The 24,850-nt window shown below is 67.7% G+C and carries 15 protein-coding genes, 5 tRNA genes and 1 pseudogene; 2 read left to right on the top strand and 19 right to left on the bottom strand.

Features of this window, described 5'->3' with window-relative positions; all coding sequences use genetic code 11:
* Positions 1-251 precede the first annotated feature (251 nt).
* The 4 genes from CSC78_RS07245 to CSC78_RS07230 all read right to left on the bottom strand — a co-directional run bounded on the left by CSC78_RS07245 (position 252) and on the right by CSC78_RS07230 (position 10,014).
* Positions 252-5,147 (bottom strand): alpha-2-macroglobulin family protein, encoded by a 4,896-nt coding sequence (locus CSC78_RS07245; protein ID WP_202924140.1) that lies wholly within the window; start codon positions 5,145-5,147, stop codon positions 252-254.
* Between the two features lie 138 nt (positions 5,148-5,285).
* The gene (gene gyrA / locus CSC78_RS07240) at positions 5,286-7,976 is read right to left on the bottom strand and encodes a DNA gyrase subunit A (protein WP_162337239.1); all 2,691 of its coding nucleotides are present in this window, start codon (positions 7,974-7,976) and stop codon (positions 5,286-5,288) included.
* A 280-nt stretch (positions 7,977-8,256) separates the two neighbouring features.
* A tRNA-Val gene (locus CSC78_RS07235) sits at positions 8,257-8,331 on the bottom strand.
* Between the two features lie 60 nt (positions 8,332-8,391).
* The gene (locus tag CSC78_RS07230) at positions 8,392-10,014 is read right to left on the bottom strand and encodes an FMN-binding glutamate synthase family protein (protein ID WP_162337238.1); all 1,623 of its coding nucleotides are present in this window, start codon (positions 10,012-10,014) and stop codon (positions 8,392-8,394) included.
* 144 nt (positions 10,015-10,158) lie between these two features.
* Here CSC78_RS07230 and CSC78_RS07225 point away from each other — a divergent pair, with 144 nt between their 5' ends.
* Positions 10,159-10,305, top strand: coding sequence for a hypothetical protein (locus tag CSC78_RS07225; RefSeq protein WP_162337237.1), 147 nt, complete (start codon positions 10,159-10,161; stop codon positions 10,303-10,305).
* A gap of 16 nt (positions 10,306-10,321) precedes the next feature.
* Here CSC78_RS07225 and CSC78_RS07220 read toward each other — a convergent pair.
* From CSC78_RS07220 to CSC78_RS07150, 15 genes and pseudogenes are all read right to left on the bottom strand, one after another.
* A tRNA-Leu gene (locus CSC78_RS07220) sits at positions 10,322-10,408 on the bottom strand.
* A 113-nt stretch (positions 10,409-10,521) separates the two neighbouring features.
* A tRNA-Gly gene (locus CSC78_RS07215) sits at positions 10,522-10,597 on the bottom strand.
* A gap of 29 nt (positions 10,598-10,626) precedes the next feature.
* Positions 10,627-10,700, bottom strand: a tRNA-Cys gene (locus CSC78_RS07210).
* A 109-nt stretch (positions 10,701-10,809) separates the two neighbouring features.
* Positions 10,810-10,885, bottom strand: a tRNA-Gly gene (locus CSC78_RS07205).
* Entirely contained in the window at positions 10,876-11,523 is a 648-nt protein-coding gene (pgsA, locus tag CSC78_RS07200) for a CDP-diacylglycerol--glycerol-3-phosphate 3-phosphatidyltransferase (protein WP_162337236.1), read from the bottom strand. The genes CSC78_RS07205 and pgsA overlap by 10 nt, the downstream gene beginning before the upstream one ends.
* A 7-nt stretch (positions 11,524-11,530) precedes the next feature.
* Positions 11,531-13,378 carry an excinuclease ABC subunit UvrC gene (uvrC, locus tag CSC78_RS07195; RefSeq protein ID WP_162337235.1) on the bottom strand — a complete coding sequence of 616 codons (1,848 nt, stop codon included), beginning with the start codon at positions 13,376-13,378 and terminating at the stop codon, positions 11,531-11,533.
* Complete coding sequence (locus tag CSC78_RS07190; RefSeq protein WP_162337234.1) at positions 13,375-14,790, bottom strand: redoxin domain-containing protein; 1,416 nt, start codon at positions 14,788-14,790, stop codon at positions 13,375-13,377. The genes uvrC and CSC78_RS07190 overlap by 4 nt, the downstream gene beginning before the upstream one ends.
* 31 nt (positions 14,791-14,821) lie before the next feature.
* Positions 14,822-15,286 (bottom strand): low molecular weight protein-tyrosine-phosphatase, encoded by a 465-nt coding sequence (locus CSC78_RS07185; RefSeq protein ID WP_162337233.1) that lies wholly within the window; start codon positions 15,284-15,286, stop codon positions 14,822-14,824.
* Entirely contained in the window at positions 15,283-16,044 is a 762-nt protein-coding gene (gene kdsB / locus CSC78_RS07180) for a 3-deoxy-manno-octulosonate cytidylyltransferase (protein WP_162337232.1), read from the bottom strand. The genes CSC78_RS07185 and kdsB overlap by 4 nt, the downstream gene beginning before the upstream one ends.
* A gap of 31 nt (positions 16,045-16,075) precedes the next feature.
* Complete coding sequence (gene lpxK, locus CSC78_RS07175; RefSeq protein WP_162337231.1) at positions 16,076-17,092, bottom strand: tetraacyldisaccharide 4'-kinase; 1,017 nt, start codon at positions 17,090-17,092, stop codon at positions 16,076-16,078.
* On the bottom strand, positions 17,089-18,837 hold the full coding sequence (msbA, locus tag CSC78_RS07170) for a lipid A export permease/ATP-binding protein MsbA (protein ID WP_162337230.1): 1,749 nt from the start codon (positions 18,835-18,837) through the stop codon (positions 17,089-17,091). Before msbA ends, lpxK begins: the two co-directional genes overlap by 4 nt.
* Positions 18,834-19,256: an ExbD/TolR family protein gene (locus CSC78_RS07165; RefSeq protein WP_162337229.1), complete on the bottom strand. Its 423-nt coding sequence runs from the start codon at positions 19,254-19,256 to the stop codon at positions 18,834-18,836. The genes msbA and CSC78_RS07165 overlap by 4 nt, the downstream gene beginning before the upstream one ends.
* Positions 19,257-19,265: 9 nt before the next feature.
* The gene (locus tag CSC78_RS07160) at positions 19,266-19,931 is read right to left on the bottom strand and encodes a MotA/TolQ/ExbB proton channel family protein (protein ID WP_162337228.1); all 666 of its coding nucleotides are present in this window, start codon (positions 19,929-19,931) and stop codon (positions 19,266-19,268) included.
* Positions 19,825-22,321: pseudogene (locus CSC78_RS07155) on the bottom strand (DNA internalization-related competence protein ComEC/Rec2); the annotation flags it as partial. The pseudogene CSC78_RS07155 and the gene CSC78_RS07160, both read right to left, overlap by 107 nt.
* Position 22,322: 1 nt before the next feature.
* Entirely contained in the window at positions 22,323-23,321 is a 999-nt protein-coding gene (locus CSC78_RS07150) for an integron integrase (protein ID WP_162337226.1), read from the bottom strand.
* 622 nt (positions 23,322-23,943) lie between these two features.
* Between CSC78_RS07150 and CSC78_RS07145 the strand changes: the two genes are divergently transcribed.
* Positions 23,944-24,261: a DUF6966 domain-containing protein gene (locus CSC78_RS07145; protein WP_162337225.1), complete on the top strand. Its 318-nt coding sequence runs from the start codon at positions 23,944-23,946 to the stop codon at positions 24,259-24,261.
* Positions 24,262-24,850: the final 589 nt, after the last annotated feature.

Below are 24,850 nucleotides of genomic sequence, written 5' to 3'. Positions count from 1 at the left end.
CATGTCGTCTCTTCCTGGTTGCCCCATCACGGCGTGGATCACTGAAGATCAACCTGGATTCCGGCTTGACCAGCCATTCGGCTGTTGAGAACCGCCGGGATGACGTTCAGGGAGCCCGCAGCCCCGCCAGTCGCCGTCATTCCAGCGCACGCTGGAATCCATGCTGCTCTTGCTCCACGCGCTTACTCACGACTCGTGGCATCAAGATGGATCCCGGCGTGCGCCGGGATGACGGCAATGGGTCAGACACGTTATGGCTGCACCACCGTGATCGTCGCCGGCGAGGCCCTGCCGACGCCGCGGATGTCCGGACGGTACATGTCCTCCACCAGCGACGGCGGAACGGTGTACGTGCCCGGCGTCACTGCGCGGACCAGGTAGAACAGCTTGGCCGTGTTGCGGCGATCCAGCTTCAGCGCGGCGACATAACGGTCGTCGCGGAACTCCTCGTGCTTGACGTCCGCCGCGCTGCCGCGGTCGCTGATCGAGATGCCATCGACCACGACCTCCGCCCATTGCTTGGCGTCGCCGAGGTTGAAGTTCTCGATCTCCAGGCCGGCCGGCAGCAGGTCGGTGAACAGCGCATCCGGAATCGCGACGTTGGCGGTGATGCCGACGCGTACGATCAATGCCTCGCCTTCCTTCAGCGTGCCGCCCTTCCATTCCTGCCCGTCGGTCGTGTAGTAGCGACGCTCGATGCCGATCTGGCGATCGTCCGGTGCCGGCGCGCTGCGCGGGATGCCGGCGACGTCCAGCGACGCGTACAACGGCGGCGAACCTTCCGGCGTGAAGCGCAGGCCACGCGCGAGCGCCGCGTGGTCGACGCTGCGGCCGAACAGACGGACCGGCGCAATCGTTTCGGCATCGCCACCGATGCTCCACTGGCCGGACACCAGCTTCTTCTGGTCGACCATCAGCGCCTTGCCCAGGCGCGCCAGCGCCACCTGCTCCTGCGTGCTCAGCCACATCCAGCCGCTGTTGCGGCGGGCATCCAGCTCGCGACCCAGCGAGATCGCACGGCGGTCGTATTCCGGCTTGGCCAGCTTGCGCTCGTGCACCAGCGCGATCATCAGTGCGTCATCGCGCAGGCGTGTGCCGTAGTCGCCGAGATACTCCGGACGGTCGCCGGTCTTGGCGAACCCCTCCGCGATCGCCTTCGCGCCGCGCGCCTTGTCGCCCTGCAGCGACAGCGCGATGCCCAGGTGCACCAGCGGCAGACCGGTGAGCGTCTTGCCGCGCTCGTTGTCGTACAGCGCGCGCAGCGTGCCCAGCGGGGCACGGTTGACGCGTGCGAGCACGTAGCCGGCGTAGGCCTGGTTGGCGAACTTGAGGTGGTCGCGGCGATCATAGCCGTAGAACTGCGCACCACCGGCGAGCAGATCCTCGTTCAACCGGGTCAGGGCCTTCTGCAGCACCGCCTCCGGCACGGCGAAACCGCCTTCGCGCGCGTCCAGCAGGAACTCGGCGATGTACGGCGTCAGGCCCGGATTGATGTAGTCGTCGTTGCCCCACATCGAGAAGTGGCCGTTCGCCACCTGCATCGACGCCAGCCGTCCGAAGGCGCCTTCCATGCGTTCGCGCCGCTTCTTCACTTCCAGCCCGTCGATGCCGAGCAGCTTGGCCGTGGCGTCGTCCAGTTCCAGCGCGGCGTAGCCCTTGCTGGTGGTCTGCTCGGCGCAGCCGTACGGATACTCCAGCGCGCCCTTCAGCGCACTGGCGAACGGAATCGGCGGCAGCGCGGAGACGGTCATGCGCGCCGTCACCGAGCCTGGCATCAGTCCGTCGGCGAAGCCCGCGCCCATCTCCACCGGCACCAGGCTGTCCAGCACCTGCGTGCGCGAGCGCAGGACCGCGGGCCAGCCGGCGCGCACCGGCACGTCGTAGCGACGGTCGACCTTGAAGCCGTTGCCTTCCACCCGCACGCGCACCTGCGCCGTGGTGTAGCCCTCGCCCGCGGTGATCGGGAACGTCAGCGTGCGCTTCGCGTCCACCGACAGGTCGGCGCTCTTGCTGCCTTCGCCGATGTTGAGCGGACCTTCGCCATTCACCAGTACCTTGAACGCACCGGCCTTGCCGGTGAAGTTCTGCACGTCCAGCGTCACCGTGCTCCTGTCGCCCGGCGCCAGCACGCGCGGCAGACTGGCTTCGGCCACGATCGGCGCGCGCACCACGGTTTCGCGGTCGCGGTTGCCGTAGCGCGTGTCGGAATAGACCAGCGCCGAGACGCGCAGCGTGCCGTTGAAGTCCGGCACCTTCAGCGCGACGCGCGCATTGCCCTTGCCGTCCAGCTTCACCGGTCCGGAGAACAGGTCCACCGTCTGCACGCGCGAGGTCGGCCGCTTCGCCTGCGGCAGGGCCGACAGCGCCATGTCGCCGCCGAAGCGCATCTTGGCGCTGCCGCCTTCGAAGCTTTCGATCACCCGACCGTAGATGTCGTAGGCGTCCACGCCCAGCCGACGCTGCGCAAAGAACTGCGCGTTGGCGTCCGGCACCGGGAAGCGGGTGATGTTGAGGATGCCCACGTCCACCGCCGACACGGTGACGTGCGCGGTCTGGCCTGCGAGTTCCGGCACGCTGACCGTGACCGGCAGGTTCTGTTCGGGGCGCATCTGCTTCGGCACCGACAGGCCGACGGCAACGCGGCGGTCGCGGCGATCCATCGGCACGTGCGCCACGCCGACCGCGCGCGCCGGCGTGATCTTGCTGGGCGCCGAACCGCCGCGGAACACCAGCGCGGTGACGTAGACGTCGTGGCGCTCCCAGTCCTTGGTGACCGGAATCGAGAACGTGCTGCCCGGCTTGGCGTCGATCGCCTGCACGTACAGCATGCGGTCGCTCTCGACCATCAGCAGGCCCTTGCCGGCATGCGGCGGGGTGACGGTGACCTTCAGCGTGTCGCCCGCCTTGTAGCCCGTCCTGTCCAGCGCCAGCTTGACCTTGTCGGGACGCGCATCCAGCCCGCGGTTCTGGTCGTCCCAGCTCCAGCCGGCGCGGAACGGATAGCGCGTGGTCAGGCCGGTGGCCGGATCGAACACGTCCAGCCGGTACTCGCCCCACTCCACCGGGAAGTCGATCTTCGACGCGCCCGTGCCGACATCCAGCGTGCGCGTGTCCTTGTTCTCGAAACGGCGGGTGAAGTCGTAGTCCCAGCCGCCATCATCGGAATGGTTCCAGTGGTAGTCGCGCAGTTCGCGCACCAGCGTGGCCTTCAGGCCCTTGCCGGGTTGCGGCGTGCCGGCGGCATCCATGCGCACGACTTCGAAGCCTGCGTTCGCGTTGGCATCGGCGCCGTCCTTGTCGTCGAACAGCGGACGGATGCCGACCAGCGCGTCGGCCGGCCACAGCACGCGCTTGAGCGTGCGATTGACCGTACGGCCGCCGGTCTCGTAGACGCTGCCGGAGACGATGGCGGCGATCGGGCTGCGCGGCTTGGCTTCCGCGGGCAGCGCGATGTCCTCTTCCAGCACGCCGTTGTCGGCCAGCGTGGTGTCGATGACGTCCTTGGCTTCCTTCGGCAGTTCCATCGTCGGGTCGCCGAAGAAGTAGCCCGGCAACTGCTCCAGCGGGTGCTGTTCCACCGCCACCGCGAGCTTGGCGGTGAAGCGGTTGCCGCTGGCCGGCGCACCGTACAGGTAGGCCGCCGTCGCCTTCAGCTTGAGCGGCTGGCCCGGCTTCAGCACCGGCGACGCGTCCAGGTCCAGCTTCATGCGCTCGGGCAGGAACTCCTCGATGCGCAGCGTCATGCCCTGCACCGCTTCCTTGCTGGCCGGATCGGTGCGGAACTCCACCTGCCAACGACCCGTCGGCGCTTCCACCGGGATCGCCTGCTCGAAGCTGAAATAGCCCTGCGCGCCCGGCTGCAGGCGTGTCTCGCGGAAGACCTTGCCGTCGGGCTGCTTCAGGCGCAGGAACACCGGCTGGCCGCCGCCCTGCTTCTGCGCCGGTACCGGCTTGCCGTCGTTGTCGCGCAGCAGTGCGGAGATACGCACCGTCTCGCCGGGGCGGTACAGGTCGCGGCCCGACCAGGCGAACACGTCGAACCACGCCTGCTCTCGGCCGGCGACGGCGAACTCGGACAGGTCGAGCGCCGGCTGGTTGAACGGCAGCATCGACACGTCCTTGCCGCGCGTGGCGACCAGTACGTGGCCGGCGTCCAGCGTGTAGTTCAGCAGCGCATTGCCGTTGCCGTCGGTCTTGCCGGCCAGGATGGCTTCGCCACGGGCGTCGAGCACCTTCAGTTCGACGCTGCCGGTGGCCGAGCCGTCCCGCAGCGACGCGGTGTGGACGAACAGCTTGTCCTTGTAAGCCCGGGTATGCAGGCCGATGTCGCTGACGGTGAAGAAGGCGGTCTCGAACTCGCCGGCGAACTTGCCGGTACGCTTCATCACGGCGAAGTACAGGCCGGGATCCTGCAACTCGCGGATGTCCTGGATCGGAAGGTAGGTCAGTACGCGCTCGTTGGGCTTGCCGCCCAGCACGAAGCGGTTGAGGTAGACGGGTTCGGCCAGCTTGCCCAGCGGCGTGCTGTCGCCGTACTCGCTGTCGAGATCCCAGCTGCCGCGGCGACCGCCGCGCTGGTACTCGGCGAAGAACTTCGGCAACTGCTTCTCGGTGACGCGCAGGAACTCCACGTCCACTTCCGGCACGTTGATCGACACCACCGGCAGGCCGCGGCTCTCGCGCGCCGGCAGCACGCTGCCCTGCGAGGCGAAGCCCACCGCCGGGTCGAGTTCACCCGTATGCACCTTGTGCGTGTCGTCCCTGCCCAGGCGCGTGCCGTCGGCGGCGGACAGCCCGGCTTTCAGGGTGACCTCGTAATCCTTGGCCGCTTCCACTGACGGGAAGCGCAGGATGAGGCCCTTGTCGTCCAGTACCCAGCTGCCCTTCACCGCGGCGCCGTTGGCATCCTTCACCACCAGCAGCGTGTCGAAGTCCTGCGAGCTGACCAGTGGCCGGCTGAATTCCAGCGCGATGGCGAGGTCGCCGTCATGCTGGTCGGGATAGGCGCCCACCAGGGCGAAACCTTCCACCTTGGCGGCTTGCGCCTTGATCGGCTCGCCGCTGGCCTCGGGCAGCTGCCCGGATTCGTTGCGCTTGCAGCCGGCGAGCGCCGTCGCTGCCATCAGGCCAATAAAAAACGCGCGCATCCATTGGCTGCGCGCGTTGCGGGTGTTGCGACTTGCCGATCCCATGTGCCGTTCCCTGCCGTGGTCGTACCGGCAGTATAGAACGCAGGGATGAAAGCGGCGCGGTCAAACCGCGCGCGCTTTCATGTGAATCGACGGTCAGGCCTCCGGCGGTGTGTCCGTGGCATCCGGCGCCGCCGGCACGGCACCCACGACACCCTCGCCTGCCTCCTCGTCGTCCAGCGAGGCATCCAGGCGCTCCACCGCCTGCAGGGCTTCGCCGTCGGACAGGCGCATCAGGGTGACGCCCTGGGTGTTGCGGCCGACCTGCGAGATTTCCGCCGCACGGGTGCGCACCAGCGTGCCGCCGTCGGAGATCAGCAGGACCTCGTGATGGTCGGACAACTGGATGGCGCCGACCAGGCGACCGTTGCGCTCGGTGGTCTTCAGCGCGATCACGCCGCGGGTGCCGCGGCCCTTGCGCGGATAGTCCGCGACGGGGGTGCGCTTGCCGTAGCCACGCTCGCTGGCGGTCAGGATGTCGCCGTCGCCATCGACCACGACCAGGCTGACCACCTCGGAGCCCGCTTCCGGAATCGACGGCACGCCATCGGTATCGCCGGCCTCGCCTTCGTCCTGCTCGCCTTCGGCTTCCGCATCCGCGCCTGCGACCAGCCGCATGCCGCGCACACCGGTGGCGGTACGGCCCATGGCGCGCACCAGTGCTTCGGAGAAGCGCACGGCGCGGCCATTGGAGGCGAACAGCATGACGTCGCGCTCGCCATCGGTCAGCGCCACGCCGACCAGCGCATCGCCTTCATCCAGGTTGATCGCGATCTTGCCGCGCGCCAGCTTGAACGCAAACTCGGTAAGCGGGGTCTTCTTGACCGTGCCGTTCTTCGTGGCGAAGAAGACGAACTTGCCGTTCTCGTAGTCGCGCACCGGCACCACCGCCTGGACCTTCTCGCCGGCTTCCAGCGGGATCCAGTTGATGATCGGCCGGCCGCGCGCGTTGGAACCCGCTTCCGGCAACTGGTACACCGGCAGCCAGAACACCTTGCCGCTGCTGGTGAAGGTGAGCAGCGTGTCGTGCGTGTTGACCAGCCACAGCTGGTCGATGAAATCCTCTTCCTTGGTCGCCGCCGCACTGCGGCCACGGCCGCCCCGCTTCTGCGCACGGTAGGCGCTGGCCGGCTGGCGCTTGGCGTAACCGGCGTGCGACAGCGTGACCACCATGTCTTCCGGCGCGATCAGATCGAGGATATCGAGGTCTTCCTCGCTGTGGCGGATCTCGCTGCGACGCTCGTCGCCGAACTCGGCCTTGACGTTCAGCAGCTCGTCGCGGATCACCTGCAGCAGCACGTCCGGATTCTCGAGGATGCGGATCAGGCCGGCGATGGTCTCCAGCAGCAGCCGGTATTCCTCGGTCAGCTTTTCCTGCTCCAGGCCGGTCAGGCGGTGCAGGCGCATCTCCAGGATCTGCGTGGCCTGGGCCTCGCTCAGCTGGTAGCGGCCGTCGACGAAACCGATGGCGGCAGGCAGGTCTTCCGGACGCGACGCCTCGGCACCGGCCGCGGCGAGCAGCGAGCCCACCAGGCCCGGCTCCCACGTCTTCGCCAGCATGCGCTCGCGCGCTTCCTGCGGGTTGGCCGATGTCTTGATCAGCTCGATCATCTCGTCGATGTTGGCGAGCGCGACCGTCAGGCCTTCCAGGATGTGGGCCCGGTTGCGCGCCTTGCGCAGTTCGAAGATGGTCCGGCGGGTCACCACTTCGCGGCGATGGCGCACGAACGCTTCCAGCATCTGCTTCAGGTTGAGCAGCTGCGGGCGGCCATCGACCAGCGCGACCATGTTGATGCCGAACACCGACTCCATCGGCGTCTGCAGGTACAGGTTGTTGAGGACGACCTCGGCCGACTCGCCGCGCTTGACCTCGATGTAGATGCGCATGCCGTCCTTGTCGGACTCGTCGCGCAGCTCGCTGATGCCTTCGAGCTTCTTCTCCTTCACCAGCTCGGCGATCTTCTCGATCAGCCGCGCCTTGTTCACCTGGTACGGGATCTCGGTGACGATGATCGACTCGCGGCCGTTGTCGTCGTTCACTTCGATGTCGGCCTTGGCGCGCATGCGAACGCGGCCACGACCGGTGCGATAGCCGGCGACGATCCCGGCGGTGCCGTTGATGATGCCGCCGGTGGGGAAGTCCGGGCCCGGGATGTACTGCATCAGCGCGTCGACATCCAGTTCCGGATTGTCGATCAGTGCGATCAGGCCGTTGACCACTTCCGACAGGTTGTGCGGCGGGATGTTGGTGGCCATGCCCACCGCGATGCCGGCCGACCCGTTGACCAGCAGGTTCGGGAAGCGCGTCGGCAAGACCGTCGGCTCCTGTTCCTTCTCGTCGTAGTTGGGCTGGAAATCGACGGTTTCCTTGTCGATGTCCGCCAGCAGCTCATGGGTGAGCCTGGCCATGCGGGCTTCGGTGTAACGCATGGCGGCGGCGGAGTCGCCGTCGACCGAACCGAAGTTGCCTTGGCCGTCGACCAGCATGTAGCGCAGCGAGAACGGCTGCGCCATGCGCACCAGCGTGTCGTAGACCGACTGGTCGCCGTGCGGGTGGTACTTACCGATCACGTCACCGACGATGCGGGCGGACTTCACGTGCGGCTTGTTGGCGTGGTTGCCCAGTTCGTTCATCGCGAACAGGACGCGCCGGTGGACGGGCTTCAGGCCATCGCGGACATCCGGGAGCGCGCGCCCCACGATCACGCTCATCGCGTAATCGAGATAGCTGCGACGCATCTCGTCTTCGAGGTTGACGGGGATGATTTCCTTGGCGGTATCGGCCATTCGGGTTCCGTGTTTCTCAGGTTGTCTCGGGCCTGAATCGCGGCCAAAACGGGCCTAGCCGGCGTAGGCCGGCGAGGCAGCGACAGGCGGGGATTCCGGCGGGTTCTGCAACCTGTGGAGTGTATCACAGCGGACGCGCCAGACCGACCGTTTCAGCCGGGGAAACAAGCACTTATGCGCACGTTCCACGCATCTGCCGGACGTGGTCGCCGCGCCCCGCGGAAAGCGCCGGGAGCGGACACGAAAAAGCCCGGCCAAAGGCCGGGCTTTTCGCTGGAACTGGTGGGCGGTACAAGTTTCGAACTTGTGACCCCTGCCGTGTGAAAGCAGTGCTCTACCGCTGAGCTAACCGCCCGAAATCATCGGGGCGCGAATGATAGCCGCGGACCGGGGGGCGGGTCAACGCGTCCGCCGGTCACCGGTCCTTGGTATCACAGAGGGCGCTGACCCGGCGTGGCGGCGCGAATGCGTCGCTGCGCGCATCCGGCCAGAAGTCGCGGAACACCGCATGCGTCGGCACCCGATCCAGCAATTCGCCGGGCTCCAGGTACTTGTACAGCGCGGCCAGCGCCCTCCCCTCGATCGGCGACCCCCGCCGCAGGATGTGCTCCGGCCCCAGCTGCTGGGGATGCTCCAGCCCCGCCGCGCACAGCATGTCGCGCAGGGCCTTGAGCGTGTTGTCGTGGAACTGCTGCACGCGCACCGACTTGTCGGGCACGTCCAGGTGCTTCCAGCGCGTCGGGTCCTGGGTGGCGACGCCGGTCGGGCAGCGGTCGTTGTGGCAGCTCTGCGCCTGGATGCAGCCCAGCGCGAACATGAAGCCGCGGCCGGCATTGCACCAGTCCGCACCCATCGCCATCGTGCGGGCGATGTCGAATCCGCTGATGATCCTGCCGGCGGCGCCGATCCGGATGCGGTCGCGCAGGTCCAGGCCGACCAGCGTGTTGTGGACCAGCAGCAGCGCCTCGTGCATCGGCACGCCGACGTGGTCGATGAACTCGGCCGGCGCGGCGCCCGTGCCGCCTTCGGCCCCGTCCACGACGATGAAATCCGGCAGCAGCCCGGTTTCGTGCATGGCCTTGGCGATGCCGAACCATTCCCATGGGTGCCCGATCGCCAGCTTGAAGCCGGTCGGCTTGCCGCCCGACAGCTCGCGCAGCCGGGCGACGAACTGCAGCAGTTCGACCGGCGTGGAGAACGCCGAGTGCTTCGCCGGCGACACGCAGTCGTGCCCCATCGGTACGCCGCGCGTCGCCGAAATCTCGGCGCTGACCTTGGCGGCCGGCAGCACGCCACCGTGGCCGGGCTTGGCGCCCTGCGACAGTTTCACCTCGATCATCTTCACCTGCGGCGAGTGCGCGTTCTCGATGAAGCGCTCCTCGCTGAAGCGCCCTCGCTCGTCGCGGCATCCGAAGTAGCCCGAGCCGATTTCCCAGACCAGGTCCCCGCCCTTTTCGCGGTGATACGGCGAAATCGAACCCTCGCCGGTGTCGTGGTAGAAGTTGCCGCGCCGCGCCCCCTCGTTCAACGCGCGAACTGCATTCGCCGACAGCGAACCGAAACTCATCGCCGAGATGTTGAACACGCTCGCCGAATACGGTTGCGCGGTGCCCGCGCCGATCACCACGCGGAAGTCGTGCGAGTCCACGCTCGAAGGCGCCATCGAATGGTTGATCCACTCGTAGTCCACGCCATAGACGTCCTGCTGGCTGCCGAACGGCACGACGTCGCTGACGCCTTTCGCCCGCTGGTAGACCAGCGCGCGCTGCTGGCGCGAAAACGGAACTTCGGCCGTGTCGCCTTCGATGAAGTACTGGCGGATCTCCGGACCGACCGACTCCAGCCCATAGCGGAAATGCGCCAGTACCGGATAGTTGCGGCGCAGCGTGCTTCGCGTCTGCAGCACGTCCCACGTACCGAGCAGCGCCAGCGCACCGAAGACGGCGACGCCCCACCACGCGGCCGGCCATGTCGACGCCAGCGACAACGAGACGAGGGCCAGCACGATGCTGGCGGCATAGGCGAGGTAACGCTGCATCGGCAGTCTCCCGTGGGCCAGCGATGATTCTATGCCATGCCCTGCGACGGCATGCCGCAGCGGACACCCAGGGTTGATCCGGATCAATGCCCACGCAGGCGGGCGATGCGACGTTGGCGCCACCACAACCGGGGAGAACACGTCATGCATCCGATCCTGCGCGAGATCTTCATGGAGCCCGTCGGCTGGCTCGCCATCGGCGGCAGCATCGTCATGGTGGGGATCAGCGTCTTCGTCGCGCTGTTCGTGCGCCGCAAGGTGCGCGAGGAAGAGAAGAAGCGTCAGCGCTGAGGCAACGACGACGCGGTGGTGCCCGGAGCCGGAATCGAACCGGCATGGCCTTGCGGCCGGCGGATTTTAAGTCCGATGCGTCTACCAGTTTCGCCATCCGGGCCCGTGGATAGCCTGCCTCAGCGCCGCCGTCTTGGAAAGCGGCGGCGTTGCCGGGCCACAGGAACGACGAAGCCCCGCATGCGGGGCTTCGTGCGTGCTCACGAGGAGCCTGTATGGAGCGGGAAAAGGGACTCGAACCCTCGACCCCGACCTTGGCAAGGTCGTGCTCTACCAACTGAGCTATTCCCGCATTGAAGTCCCTTGCGGTCCTTCTGGTTCTGGAGGCCTGGGTCGGAATTGAACCGGCGTACGCGGATTTGCAGTCCGCTGCATAACCACTCTGCCACCAGGCCGATGGCGACCGCGCCAGACTGGCGCAATCAAGGCACGTTTTCAAGGCGCCCTACAACACAAAACCCCGCGAACGGGGTTTGGTGGACCGTCCCTCTCAGGACGAAAAACTGGAGCGGGAAAAGGGACTCGAACCCTCGACCCCGACCTTGGCAAGGTCGTGCTCTACCAACTGAGCTATTCCCGCGTCGAGAGAGACGAAATTGTAGCGTCTTGTTCTGGCATGTCAACAGGCTTTTTGTCGCCGTCGCGCAGGATCGGCCATGCCGCGAGCAGGTACTGGATGCCGGACCACAGCGTCAGCAGCGCCGCGATCGCCAGCAGCCAGTCGCCCAGCAGGAACACCCACCGCCCCATCCAGATATCCGCCAGCGACTGGTCGCCCGGCGTGGACGCGTACAGCAGGCAGGACAGCGCCACCATCTGCACGATGGTCTTGATCTTGCCCAGCGCGGCGACTTTCACCGTGGCGCGCTGGCCAAGCTCCGCCATCCATTCGCGCAATGCGGAGACCGCGATCTCGCGACCCACGATCACCGCGGCCCAGATCGCCATCCACATGGTGGGGTTGTCCTGCACGATCAGGAACAGGGACACCGCCACCATCAGCTTGTCGGCGACGGGGTCGAGGAACGCACCGAACGCGGAATACAGGTGGTAGCGGCGCGCGATCCAGCCATCCAGCCAGTCGGTGACCGCCGCGAGCACGAAGATGAAGGCCGCCGCGAAGTTGGTCCACGAATACGGCAGGTAGAACACCAGCACCAGCACCGGGATCAGCACGATCCGCAGCAGCGTGAGCCAGGTGGGAACGGTCAACTTCATCGCAGGCTTACTCTTTTCCTGCCTCGGGGGACGGCAGCCCGTGCAGGTTAGCGTAGATTCGCTCGGCCAGTGCGGCGTTCACGCCGTCGACGCGGGCGATCTCGTCGGCGCCGGCCGCCTTCAGCCCCGCCAGTCCGCCGAAATGCTTGAGCAGGCTCGCACGCCGGCGCGGTCCGATGCCGGGGATATCCTCCAGCTTGCTGGTCATGCGCGCCTTCTGCCGCTTGCCGCGATGGCCGGTGATCGCGAACCGGTGCGCTTCGTCGCGCACCTGCTGGATCAGCTGCAGCGCCGGCGACGCCGCACCCGGGCGCAGTTCGCGCCCATCGGGCAGCACCAGCGCCTCGTGCCCGGCGCGGCGCTCCACGCCCTTGGCCACGCCCACCAGCGTGACGCCGTCCACGCCCAGGTCGGCCAGGGCGGCCTGCGCCTGCGCGAGCTGCCCCGCGCCACCGTCGATCAGCAGCACATCGGGCAGCACGCCGCCCTCTTCCACCGCGCGCCGGAACCGCCGCTCGATGGCCTGGTGCATGGCGGCGAAATCGTCGCCCGGCGTGATCCCCGTGATGTTGTAGCGACGGTATTGCGAACGCACCGCGCCATTGGCATCGAACACGACGCAGGACGCCACGGTCGCTTCGCCCATCGTATGGCTGATGTCGAAGCACTCGATGCGTTTGGCCACCTCCGGCAGGCCCAGCAGCTCCTTCAGCGCCTCGCTGCGTGCGGTCTGCGCGTTGCGGCTGCCGAGCTCGGTCACCAGCGCGATCTCGGCGTTGCGTTTGGCCAGGTCCAGGTAACCCGCGCGCTCGCTGCGGACGTTCCATTTCAGCTGCACCTTGCGCCCCGCCGCGGCCGCCAATGCGTGCTCGATCAGCTCCGCCTCGGGAATCTCGCGATCGAGGACGATTTCCTGCGGTGCCGGCTGTTCGGCGTAGTACTGCGACACGAAGGCGCCGAGGACTTCGTCCGCCGAATCCTCGCCATTGGTCTTCGGGAAGAAGGTGCGCGTGCCCAGGTTGCGGCCGTCGCGGAAGGCGAGCAGCAGCACGCAGGCCTGGCTGCCCTGCATGGCGCAGGCCAGCACGTCGAGGTCGGCGGCGTGGCCGTCCACGTACTGGCGCGCCTGCAAGCTGCGGATCGATGCGACCAGATCGCGCAGCCGCGCGGCCTGTTCGAATTCCAGGTTTGCGCTGGCCTGCTCCATCGCACTGCCCAGCTCGCGCGTCAGCTCGTCGCTGCGACCATCGAGGAACAGCGTCGCGCGGCGCGCCGCCTCGGCATAATCCGCTTCCGGCACCAGTCCCACGCACGGCGCGCTGCAGCGGCCGATCTGGTACTGCAGGCAGGGCCGCGAGCGGTTGCGGAACACGCTGTCCTCGCAATTGCGGATGCGGAACAGCTTCTGCATCAGGTTCAACGTCTCGCGGACCGCACCGGCGCTGGGATAGGGACCGAAGTAACGCCCTGGCAACGCGCGCGCGCCGCGATGGAAGCCGATCCGGGGCCATTCCTCGCGCGTGAGCAGGACGTAGGGATAGCTCTTGTCGTCGCGCAGCAGCACGTTGTAGCGCGGCGTCAGCGACTTGATCAGCTGGTTTTCCAGCAGCAGCGCTTCGGCTTCGGTACGGGTGACGGTGACGTCCATCCGCACGACCTGGGACAGCATCGACAGGATGCGCGGCGACTTGGGCGAGCTGTTGAAGTAGCTGGCCACGCGCTTGCGCAGCGCGCCGGCCTTGCCGACGTAGAGCAGCGCGTCATCGGCCGCGTACATGCGGTACACGCCTGGCGCGGTGCTCAGGCCGGCCGCGAACGCCTTGCCGTCGAATTCCGCCTGGGGACTGCCGCTCATTCGTCGATCGGAACGTGGCTCAGTTCGCCGGTGGCGATATCGTAGCGCAGCACCGCATGGGCGTCGGTCTCGGCGATCCACACCGCGCCCGCCGCCACGGACAGGCCGGCCGGACCCTGCAGGCGCCGCGGCAACGCGATGGTGGCCAGTTCGCCGCCGCCCAGCCGCAGCGTGCGCAGCGTGCCGTTGCCACTGTCGGCAATCCACATGACCGGCGAATCGGGGCTCGATGCCAGCGCCTGCGGATGCTGCAGCCGGGCACGGTCGCGTGGTCCGTCCTCGTCGCCGAAACTCCAGGCGCCCTGCCCGAGCAGCGTCTGCACCGTGTCGCCGCGCAACTGCAGCGACCGCACGGCCGAACCCACGGCATCGCACACGTACAGGGTCTGCAGTGCGGCCGTGAGGCTGGCCGGCTGCGCGAACGCCGCCATCGGGCCGCTTCCGTCCCGGACGTCGAGCTGCCCGGAGCCCGCGCGTGCGCGGATCTCGCGCGTTCCCAGGTCGTAGCTCCAGATCCGGTTGTCGCCCGCCATCGCCATGAAGATCTGGTTGTTGTTCACCACGATCGCCTGCGGCTGGTGCAGCGCCACGTCGCGTGGTGCGGTGACAACGCCTTCCGTCGGTTCGCCCGCGCGGCCGTTGCCGCACAGCGTGTCGACGGTGCTGGTCGGCAGGTTGATGCGTCGCAAGGCATGGTTGCCGGTATCGGCCACGTAGAGCGATTCGCGCACCAGCGCCAGCCCCTGTGGGCGGCGGAAAGCGGCATGGTTCAACTCGCCGTCGGCGAAGTCCGGGGTGCCCATGCCGAACTGCCGGATCACCCGGCCATGGTGGTTGCACTCCAGTACGCGGTGATGGCCGCTGTCGGCCACAAACAGGCGGTCGGGCGTGGCGACCAGGCCGGTCGGGAAGCACAACGGCATCCGCGGCTCCGGACGGGTCTCGCGGAAGGGACGGAAGTCGTCGTCCGGCGGTACCTGCAGACCATCGCAAAGCCGCGCTACCTGGCGTTCCAGATCCGCCAGTCCCTCCGCCCCCACGGCACGGTGCCGGACGTGGCCCTCGCCGTCGATCAGCAGGACGGTCGGCCAGGACTCCACGCCGAAACGCTGCCAGGCGACCCAGTCGCCGTCATGCACGAGCGGCAGCGACAATCCATGGCGACGCAGCCGCTTGAGCGCGGCCTGCGGGTCGCGCTCGCTGTCGAAGCGCGGCACATGCACGGCCAGCGCCTGCAGGCGACCCAGATAGCGGGCCTGCAGCACGGCCAGGTCGTTCAGCCGCTGGGCGCACCAGGCCGAGGCGCTGTTGACGAAGGCCAGCGCGACGATGCGTCCGCGCTGCTCGTGCAGCGAGGTCGATGGCGCGTTCAGCCACTGCAGGCCACGCGGCAGTTCGGGAGCCAGGGTCATGTCGGTCATCGTCCTTGATTATGCCGCAGTCTCAGTTCACGGCGAGTCTGGCCACGACCGCCTGTGCCGCGGAATCGACCAGTCGCCACACCTGCTCGAAGTCCTCCGGCCCGCCCGTGTAAGGGTCCGGCACCTCCCCCGCCGCGTCGATGCCGGCCCATTCCAGCAGCAGGGCGACGCGCGCGCCCGGCACCGTCGGCGCCACGCGCATGACGTCGCGGACGTTGCCGCGGTCGGCGCACAGGATCCAGTCGAACGCCTCGAAGTCGCGCGCGGACAGCTGACGTGCGCGCTGTCCGCTGATGTCCACGCCATGGCCGCGGGCACAGGCGATGGCGCGACGGTCCGGCGGTTCGCCCGCATGCCAGCCACCGGTTCCCGCAGAATCGACGCGCACACGACCGGCCAGCGGCGAAGTGGCCAGGCGTGCGCGCAGCGCACCTTCCGCCATCGGCGAGCGGCAGATGTTGCCGAGGCAGACGACCAGCAGGTTCACGCGCGTGCCTGCAGGATGGCCTCGGCGCGCGCGAGGTCTTCAGGCGTGTCGACGCCCGGCGGAAAGGGTTCCGGCGTCATCGCCACGGCGATGCGATGGCCGGCTTCCAGCACCCGCAACTGCTCGAGCGATTCCACCTGTTCCAGCCGGCCTGGCGGCATCGTGGAGAAACGGCGCAGGAAACCGGCGCGGTAAGCATAGATGCCGATATGCCGCAGCCACTGCCCGGGCGGCAGCGTGTCGCGCGACTGCGCGAACGCATCGCGGTGCCACGGAATGGGCGCACGACTGAAGTACAGCGCGTCGCCATTGACCGCGCGCACCAGCTTGACCGCATTGGGATCGAACAGGGTGGCCGCGTCGTCCACCGGCACCGCCAGTGTCGCCATCTCCGCCCCACTGGCGGCCAGCGTGTCGGCGACGGCACGGATGCCGGCGGGCGGCGCGAACGGCTCGTCGCCCTGCAGGTTCACCACCAGCGCATCATCGGTCCAGCCGGCGATGTCGGCGCACTCGGCGAGGCGGTCGCTGCCAGAGGCATGCCGCTCGGAGGTCATCGCCACGCGCACCCCGCTGTCCTGCAAGGCGTCGACGATGCGCGCGTCGTCGGTGGCCACCCAGACCTCGCGGGCGCCCGCCGCGAGGGCACGCCGGGCGACGTGTACGACCAGCGGCGTGCCGCCGAGCAGCCGCAGCGGCTTGCCCGGCAGGCGGGAGGCGGCATAACGGGCGGGAATGGCGACGATGAAATCGGTCATCGGGATCCGTATCCGGGTCGGAGAGTGGGTACTACTTCGCAACGGCGTTCGTGGACGACCCGAGCTTCTCCAGCAGGGCGATCCAGAACGCTTCGGGCAGTTTTGCCGCGACCGGCACGCTGTAGAACCACGCGTTGGCGAACGCGGCGCACTTCACCGCGTCCTTCTCGGTCATCAGCACCGGCAGCTCGCTGCCGAACGCAAAATCCTCGGCGCGATAGTCGTGGTGGTCCGCGAACGCGTGCGGCACGACACCGAGCCCGTGCTGGCGCAGCATGCCGAAAAAGCGGGCCGGATTGCCGATGCCGGCAACCGCATGCACGCGCTGGCCCGCGAACGCCGACAACGGCTTCGGCCGGCCGCCGCGCAACGGCAGCGCATCGTCGGCCTGCAGGTGCATGGGCCATTCGCCGAACTGCGCGACACCGTCCGCGTCCGGCAGGTTGACCACGCGGAAGTCGCATGCCGCCGCGCGGGACGCCGGCTCGCGCAACGGGCCGGCCGGCATCAGCCGACCGTTGCCGTAGCGGCGCGTGCCATCGATCACTTCGATCTCCACGTCGCGCCGCAGCCGGTAGTGCTGCAGCCCGTCGTCGCAGATGACCACATCGCACCCGGCCGCCACCAGCGCCTTCGCCGCCGCGACACGGTCGCGGTCCACGCGCACGCGGGTGCCGGTGTGGCGGGCGATGAGCACGGGTTCGTCGCCACCCTCGGCTGGAGGCGTCGCGGCGTCCACCCAGCGCGCCTCTCCTTCGCCGGTGCGCCCGTAGCCGCGGCTGGCCACGCCCGGCTTGAAGCCAGCCGCGCGCAAGCGTTCGACCAGGGCGATGGTCAGCGGCGTCTTGCCGGTGCCGCCGGCCGTGACATTGCCCACGACGATCACGGGCACACCGATGCGGTGACCGCGCAGCAGGCCGATGCGGTACAGGCGCACGCGCAGCGCGATCAGGCCGGCATAGATCGTCGAGAGCGCCCGCGCCCACCACGGCACCGGACCATCGCCGAACCAGTAGTCCGGCGGCTGGGGCATCGTGCGGCGGCTCACCCCGCCTCGCCCTCGCGGAACTGCATCTGGTAGAGGTGGGCATACAGGCCGCCGCGTGCGAGCAGTTCGGCATGCGTGCCCTGCTCCACCAACCGGCCCTGGTCCAGCACCAGCACCTGGTCGGCATGCTCGATGGTCGACAGGCGATGCGCGATGACCAGCGTGGTGCGGTCGGGCATCAGCCTCTGCAGCGCGTTCTGCACCAGGCGTTCGGATTCGTTGTCGAGCGCGGCGGTGGCTTCGTCCAGTATCAGGATCGGTGCGTCCTTCAGCATCGCGCGCGCGATCGCCAGGCGCTGGCGCTGGCCGCCCGACAGGCGCCCGCCCTTGTTGCCGATCGGCGCCTGCATGCCCTCCGGCAGCTCCTGCACGAATTCCATCGCGTTGGCGCCACGCACGGCGTCATCCATCGTCGCGGCATCCGCGCCCTGCAGCTCGCCGTAGGCGACGTTGGCGGCGACGGTGCCGTCGAAGAGCATCACCTGCTGCCCCACCAGCGCGATCTGCCGGCGCAGGTCGGCCAGGCGATAGTCCTGCAGCGGATGGCCGTCTAGGAGGATGCTGCCGGACTCGGCCTCGTAGAAGCGCGGGATCAGCTTGATCAGCGTGGACTTGCCGCTGCCGGAGCGACCGACGATGGCGGTGACGGTACCGGGGCGCGCGGTGAAGCTGATGCCTTCCAGCGCGGGCCGGCTCTGGCCCGGATAGCGCGTGGTGATGTCGCGGAATTCCAGCAGGCCCTGTGCGCGGTCCAGCGGTCGCGTACCCGCGTCCTTCTCGTCGTCGGCATCGAGCACCGAGAACAAGCGCTGCGCGGACGCGACGCCCCGCTGCAGCATGTTCTGCACGTTGGTCAGCTGCTTGAGCGCGGGGATGATGGCCATCATCGAGGTCATCAGCGAGACGAAATCGCCGGCGGTCAGTCTGCCCGCCATCGCTTCCCGGCCGGCAATGAACAACAGCGCCGCCAGCCCCGTCGCCCCCATCAACTGCACCGTGGCCGACGAAATGGCGCGGGTCGATTCCACCTTCATCGACAGGCTGAGGTTGGTGTTGGCCAACGAGGAATAGCGGGCCATCTCGACCGACTGGGCCCCGTAGACCTTCACTTCCTGCTGGTTGGACAGCGTCTGGTCGGCGGCCTGCAGCATGTGGCCGGCGCTTTCCTGGATGCGGTGGCTGATGCGGCGGTAGCGCTTGGCGACCTTGTCCATGACCCACGCCAGCGGCGGTGCCAGCACCAGGATGGTCAGCGTCACCTGCCAGCTGTACCAGAGCATGACACCCAGGGCGCCGATCACCTGGAGCGATTGCTGGACCATCACCTTCATGGCGTCGATCGCGGCCTGCGACACCTGATCGCTGTCGGAGCCGAGGCGAACCAGCATCGACGGAACCGGTTCACTGTCGAAGCGCTGACCCGGCAGGCGCAGGTATTTCGCCAGCACTTTCACCCGCAGGTCGCGCGAGATGCTGCGCGCCGCCTTGCCCATGCTCATGTCGGTGATGTAACCCGCGATGCCGCGGACGACGAACAGGCCGATGATCGCCAGGGGCATCCACTGGTTGATGTCCTGCGGCGTCACCAGGTTGTTGGTGATCGGGCTCATCAGCACCAGGAACCCGCTCCCCGCGGCCGCCTCCAGCAGGGCGCCCAGCGCTGCCAGCGCCAGCAGCCCGCGATACGCCCTGGCGAAGCCGAGCAACCGCTTGTAGACCTGCCAGGGCGAATCCGTCGCGGTCACTTCTGCGCCTCCGGCGCGGTGGCGATGTTGACCTTGCGGAAGCCCAGCTGGCCCAGCGCATCCAGCGCCGTGACCACCGCCTGGTGCGGCGTGCGTGCATCGGCGCGCAGCAGCACCGGCCGGCTGCGGTCGCTGCCGGCGACCTGCTGCAGGGTCTGCTTCAGCGCGTCGATGTCGGGGCGGAGCACTTCATGCTCGTCGACGAAGTAGCGCCCATCCGCATTGACCAGCACGCTGAGCGCCTTCACCTGCGCGGCCACCGGTTCGCCGGCCGCGCTCGGCAGCTGCAGCTGCAGCATCGAGCGCGCATCGAAGGTGGTGGTGATGACGAAGAAGATGATCAGCACCAGGATCACGTCGATCAACGGCACCAGGTTGATCTCGGGTTCTTCCTGCGAACGGTCGTCGCGGATGCGCATGCGCCGGCCTCAGGCGCTGGTCGGCGCCGCTGCCGGCGCGACCGCGCCGGACGGACGGGCGGCGGCGCGCGGATGGCGGGCTTCCAGCGCATCGACCAACGCCGTGGCTTCCTTCTCCATCTCCATCACGTAACCGGTGACCTTGCCGCGGAAATAGCGATGGAACAGCAACGCCGGGATGGCCACGATCATGCCGGCCGCCGCGCACACCAGCGCCTTGCCGATACCGCCCGCCAGCGCGTTGACGTCGCCAACGCCACTGTCCTGGATGCCCAGGAACATCTGGATCATGCCGACCACGGTGCCCAGCAGGCCCAGCAACGGGCCCGCCGAGGCGATGCTGCCCAGCGCGTTGAGGAACTTCTCCATGCGGTGGACCACATGGCGGCCGGTGTCCTCGATGCGCTCGCGTATCTGGTCACGCGGCTTGTTGCGGACGTCCAGCGCCGCGGCCAGCAGTTCACCCAGCGGCGAGTTGCGGCGCAGGGACTCGATGTGGGCGGGCTCCAGCTGGCCACGGCCGGCCCAGGCGCGGACCTCCTCGCCCAGTCCGGGCGGCAGGATCTCCTTGCGGCGCAGCGACCAGAAACGTTCCACCACGATGGCCAGGGCCAGCACGCCGAGTAGCAACAGCGGGATCATCGGCCAACCGCCGGCCTTCACCAGTTCCAGCACGTTCAGTCCTCCGGCGCATCGGGCCGTCCTTCTTCCAGCCGATAGGATAGCCCACCGGCCTGCTGGCGCCGCACGGCGTCCCACCAGCGTGCCTGGTCGTGACGCCGTTCACGCACCTGCAGCCCATTCGCGCCCAGCCACACGCGAAGCGCACCGCCGAACTGCGTATCCAGCACTTCGGCCCCTCGCCGGCGCCAGCGGGCCACGACGTCGGCGCGTGGATGACCGAAACGGTTGCCTGCACCACTGGCATTCAGCACCAATCGGGGCGAGGTGGCCGCGACAAAGGCCGGATCCGAGGACCCCGCGCTGCCGTGGTGTGGCAGCACGACCACGTCCGCCCGCAGCGCATCCGCGTCGTGATGGACCAGCCCACGCTCGATGACGGCGCCGATATCCCCCGGCAGCAGCAGGCCACCGTGCGGGGTCTCCACCTTCAGCACGCAGCTCGCCTCATTGCCGAGGTATGGAAAGTGCAGGCCCGGATGCAGGAAGCGGAAGCGCACGCCATCCCAGTGCCACGACGCACCGGCGATGCAGGCGGCGTGCGTGTCCACTGGACTGCCAGGCGGCGCCAGGACCGTGCGTACCGGCAGGCTGGCGCGCACCGCCTCGACGCCACCGGCATGGTCGTTGTCGCCATGGCTGACCACCAGCGCATGCAGCCGCGGCACACCGAGCGCGCGCAGCGCCGGCACCACGGCGCGCTCGCCGGCATCGAATCCCTCTTCCACCGCCGGCCCCGCATCGAACAACAGCGCATGGTTGGCCGTGCGCACCAGCGCGGACAGGCCCTGCCCCACGTCGATCACCACCAGTTCCACCTCGCCTTCGCGCGGCCGTTCGCGGTCCGGCCACAGCAGCGGCAACCACAACAGCAAGGCAAGCGACTTGCCGGGTACGCCACGCGGCAGCAACAGCCAGAAGCCGCCCGCGAGCGCCAGCCACAGTGCCCATGCCGGACTCTCCGGCAACCACCACAGTGCATAGGGATGCTGCGCGACCCGCTCGAACAGCTGCCAGCTCGGCGCAAAGCACCCCGACGCCGCCCGCCACGCCCAGCTGCCCGTGCCCGGCAGCAAGGCTTCGAGACCCGTCCCCACCAGCGAAAGCGGCACAACCACCAGGCTCCACCACGGAATGGCCAGCAGGTTCGCCAACGGACCCGCGAGCGACGCCTGGCCGAACAGCACCGCGGTGAACGGCAGCAACCCCACGGTGGCGACCCCCTGCGCAGGCAGGAAGGCCTTCGCCCAGTGCAACGACGACGGCAGGCACCATGCCAGCCACGCCACACCGCCGAAGCTCAACCAGAAGCCAGCCGCCAGCAACGACAAGGGATCGAAGAGCAGCACCGCCAGCATCGCGAGGGCGAGCGTATCCACCAGGCGGATGTGGCGGCGCGCCAGCCGTGCCAGCACCACCACCGCGATCATCAGTACCGTCCGCACCGTCGGCAACGCGAATCCCGCCACTGCGGCATAGCCCAATGCACTGACCAGGGCGGCGGCACCCGCCGCCTGCGGACGGGGAACATGGCGGGCCAGCGCCGGCCCCAGCCACCACAGGCCGGCGGCCGCCAATGCACACGCGCCGGCGACCATGCCGACGTGGAAGCCGGAGATCGCGATGAGGTGCGTCAGCCCGGTGGCGCGAAGCACCTGCCAGTCCCGGTCATCGAGTCCTCGTGTATCGCCCAGCGCCAACGCCTGCACGAAGCGCGCATGCCGGTCCGGCACCTGGTCCGCGATGCGCGCGGACATGCGGCTGCGCCAGCCATCGATCCCCGCTGCCGGCGACAGCCGTTCGGCCACTGCCGCATCCCGCACATACCCCATGGCGCTGATGCGCTGCGCCGCCGCGTAGCGCTCGGTATCCACGCCGCCGGGATTGGCGAGTCCGCGCGGCGCCCTTACGCGGACACGCAAGCGCCACCGCTCGCCGGCTCCCAGCTGCGTTCTCGGTCCCGGCTCGGTGGCACCGAACTCGTCGTACCACGCCAGCCTCAGCAAGCGACCCTGAAGCGGCGCCGGTTGTCGCCCCTCGTCGTCGACACGGAACAGGAAGCGGGTGCGGCGCGCCTGCGGTTCGGGCAGGCCGACGACGCGGCCGGTGACCGTGACTTCACGTCCTTCCCACGCCACCGGCAACTGCGCGCCCAGGCTCCATGTGGCGTGCAATCCCGCCCATGTCACGCCCGCAAGGCCCGCACCGATCCACCGTGCACGCGACGGCACGCGCCATGCGGCCAGCCCCAGGACGAGCAGCGCCCACAGCAGGACCTGCGCCGGCAACGCAGACGACCACAGCGTCGCAACCATCCCGGCCAGCAGCGCGGCTACGCATGCCAGGCCCATCGGCGCCGGCGCGCTCCGGTTCGCGCGGTCCATCTCAGCGATCCAGCGGGCTGAGCACAGCACCCGCGCCGCGATTGAGGACGTGCGTATAGATCTGCGTCGTGGCGACATCCTTGTGCCCGAGCAGTTCCTGCACGGTGCGGATGTCGTAGCCACTTTCGATCAGGTGCGTGGCGAACGAATGCCGCAGCGTATGCGCGGTGACCGGCTTGGCGATGCCTGCCGCCAGCTGTGCGCGCTTCAGCGCCCGCGACAGCATCGCTTCGTCCAGATGATGCCGCCGCCATCGCCCGTCGCGCGGATCCAGGCTGATGGTGCGTGCTGGAAACACGTACTGCCATCCAAGTTCGCGCGCCGCAGCGGGATACTTGCGCGCCAGCGCGTGCGGCAACCACACCTCGCCTGCGCCACCGGCCAGGTCCTGCTGGTGCAGCACCTGCACCCGCTCGATCTCGGCAACCAGCATGGGCACCAGCGAACCCGGCAGCATCGTCCGCCGGTCCTTGCCACCCTTGCCCTCGCGCACGGTGATCTCGTTGCGGGCGAAGTCCACATCCTTCACCCGCAGCCGCACGCCCTCCATCAACCGCATGCCGGTGCCGTACAGCAACTTCGCCAGCACCGCCATGCGCCCTTCCAGGTGCGCCAGCAGCGCCCGCACTTCCTGCTGCGACAGCACCGTCGGCAATCGCTGCGGCCGTTTCGCCCGTACCACGTCGTCCATCCAGGCGAGCTTCACGCCGAGAACGTCGCGATAGAGGAACAGGATCGCGGCGAGCGCCTGGTTCTGCGTACTCGCCGCCACCCGGCCCTCGACCGCCAGCCCGGTCAGGAATGTCTCGACCTGGACCGCACCCAGCGCGCGTGGATCGCGCCGCGGATGGGCAAGCAGGAACCTTCTTATCCACCCCAGGTACGCCCGCTCCGTACGCAGGCTGTAATGCGCTACCCGCATCCGCCTGACGGCCGCATCCAGCAGCCGCGACGTTCCGTCTTCCCCCGTTATCACACCATCCTTCGGCTGATAATCCATGACACCGCATCCATGCGAATAACGCACCCAGCCTCGCACCCGACCCCACGCGCTGCCATAAGGCAAGGCATTGATGTCACGTGGGAAATCCCCGATTGACGCCCCTCCGCCAAGACTCAATACTCGGCGTTATCACCCCATGTATGGGGTCTACTAGGTGTTAGGCCCCTTGTTCAGCAAAATCGCAACCATGATAGATCGCAAACCGACCCGGCTCGCACTCGCTGCAGTCGCCGTTAGTTGCACGCTGCTACTTGGACCTTTTGTTGTCGTCCTGCTAGTTGTTGGGCTGCGCGAGCCAGGTCTTTTTGCATTGGGCCTCGGAGGTGCCGCTGGCCTTCTAGGCGCCTTCTTTCGCATCGGTGCCGGCCCGCGCTTTTTTCTCCTCACCAAATGGGAGCGTGGCGGTATAGCCGTTTGCATTGCCGGCGGGATAGCAGCCTCATTCTTCGCTGCAATTGCTTTGCCAGGAAATATCTACTGGAGCACACTTACCCCGCTAGTCGGGCTAATCGGTTTGTTCCTTCTGGCAGGCTCAATCAAAGGCCCCGTGCCGGGGTCTAACAATTCATTCAAGCCGAACCCGCTTCGCGGGTCGGCTTAATTCCGGTGTTAGGTGCTCATGGACTCGTCCACCAAAGAGCTGATAACCACACTCGAAGAACTCGCCATGCTGCTGGAGAGCGACGGCGACCGTCACTGGAGTGCTTGGATGCGTCGCGCGAAGTCCCGCTTGGAGAACCTTGACTACTCTGGTGCCGAGTATTTGCTCAGTGCGTATGGCGGGATGGGGTCATTCAACGACCTCATACTCGGCCAAACGCAAATTGACGGGCAGCTCGCTTGGAAAGCAGGCCATATTGAGCTCAACGGCCGGTTTGATGAGCTTCGCTACAAGGCGTCGGGCTTGGCGCGACGAATCCAGAAGAGTGGCCGGTGACGTACGCACCTAACAGTTCATTCAAGCCGAACCCGCTTCGCGGGTCGGCTTAATTCCGGTGTTGGGTGCCTATGAAATATTTCCCTATCTTCACTATGCTGTTTTTTATAGCCGCATGTAGCTCGCAACCAACTCGAGTCTCGATTGCATCTGTGGGCACCTCAGAAGCAAAGTGTGATGCCATGGTTGGTGAGGGCTGGATTCATTCCGATCCACCCGATGTCAGTCGCGAGCTGCTTGCTATGGCAGGATTCCCACAGCCGCCCGAGAGCATCTTGTGGTATTCCAGCCGACCGGGCTCCTACATCGCTTGCATCCAGTCCAAGTCGACTCATGCGTGCAACTACACTGCGCATGCTTTCAATCAGCTTCCTGAGCACGGCGGCAAAAACTGGTCTTACCTTAGTGGCTCGGTCAAGCAGCAAGCATGTGTGCAGCAATCGCCGGGCGGCACCTAACAATTCATTCAAGCCGAACCGGTAGTTCCTACGGTTTAGTGGACACCCCGACCTAACCCTCAGGAGTGTCCCCATGCCCAAGCCAGGCCCCAGAACCACCCATCGCTACAGCAATGCTTTCAAAGCCTCTG

Source organism: Pseudoxanthomonas japonensis, from assembly GCF_010093445.1.
GTDB classification, from domain to species: Bacteria; Pseudomonadota; Gammaproteobacteria; order Xanthomonadales; family Xanthomonadaceae; genus Pseudoxanthomonas_A; species Pseudoxanthomonas_A japonensis.
This window is presented reverse-complemented; position numbering and strand designations above follow the sequence as displayed.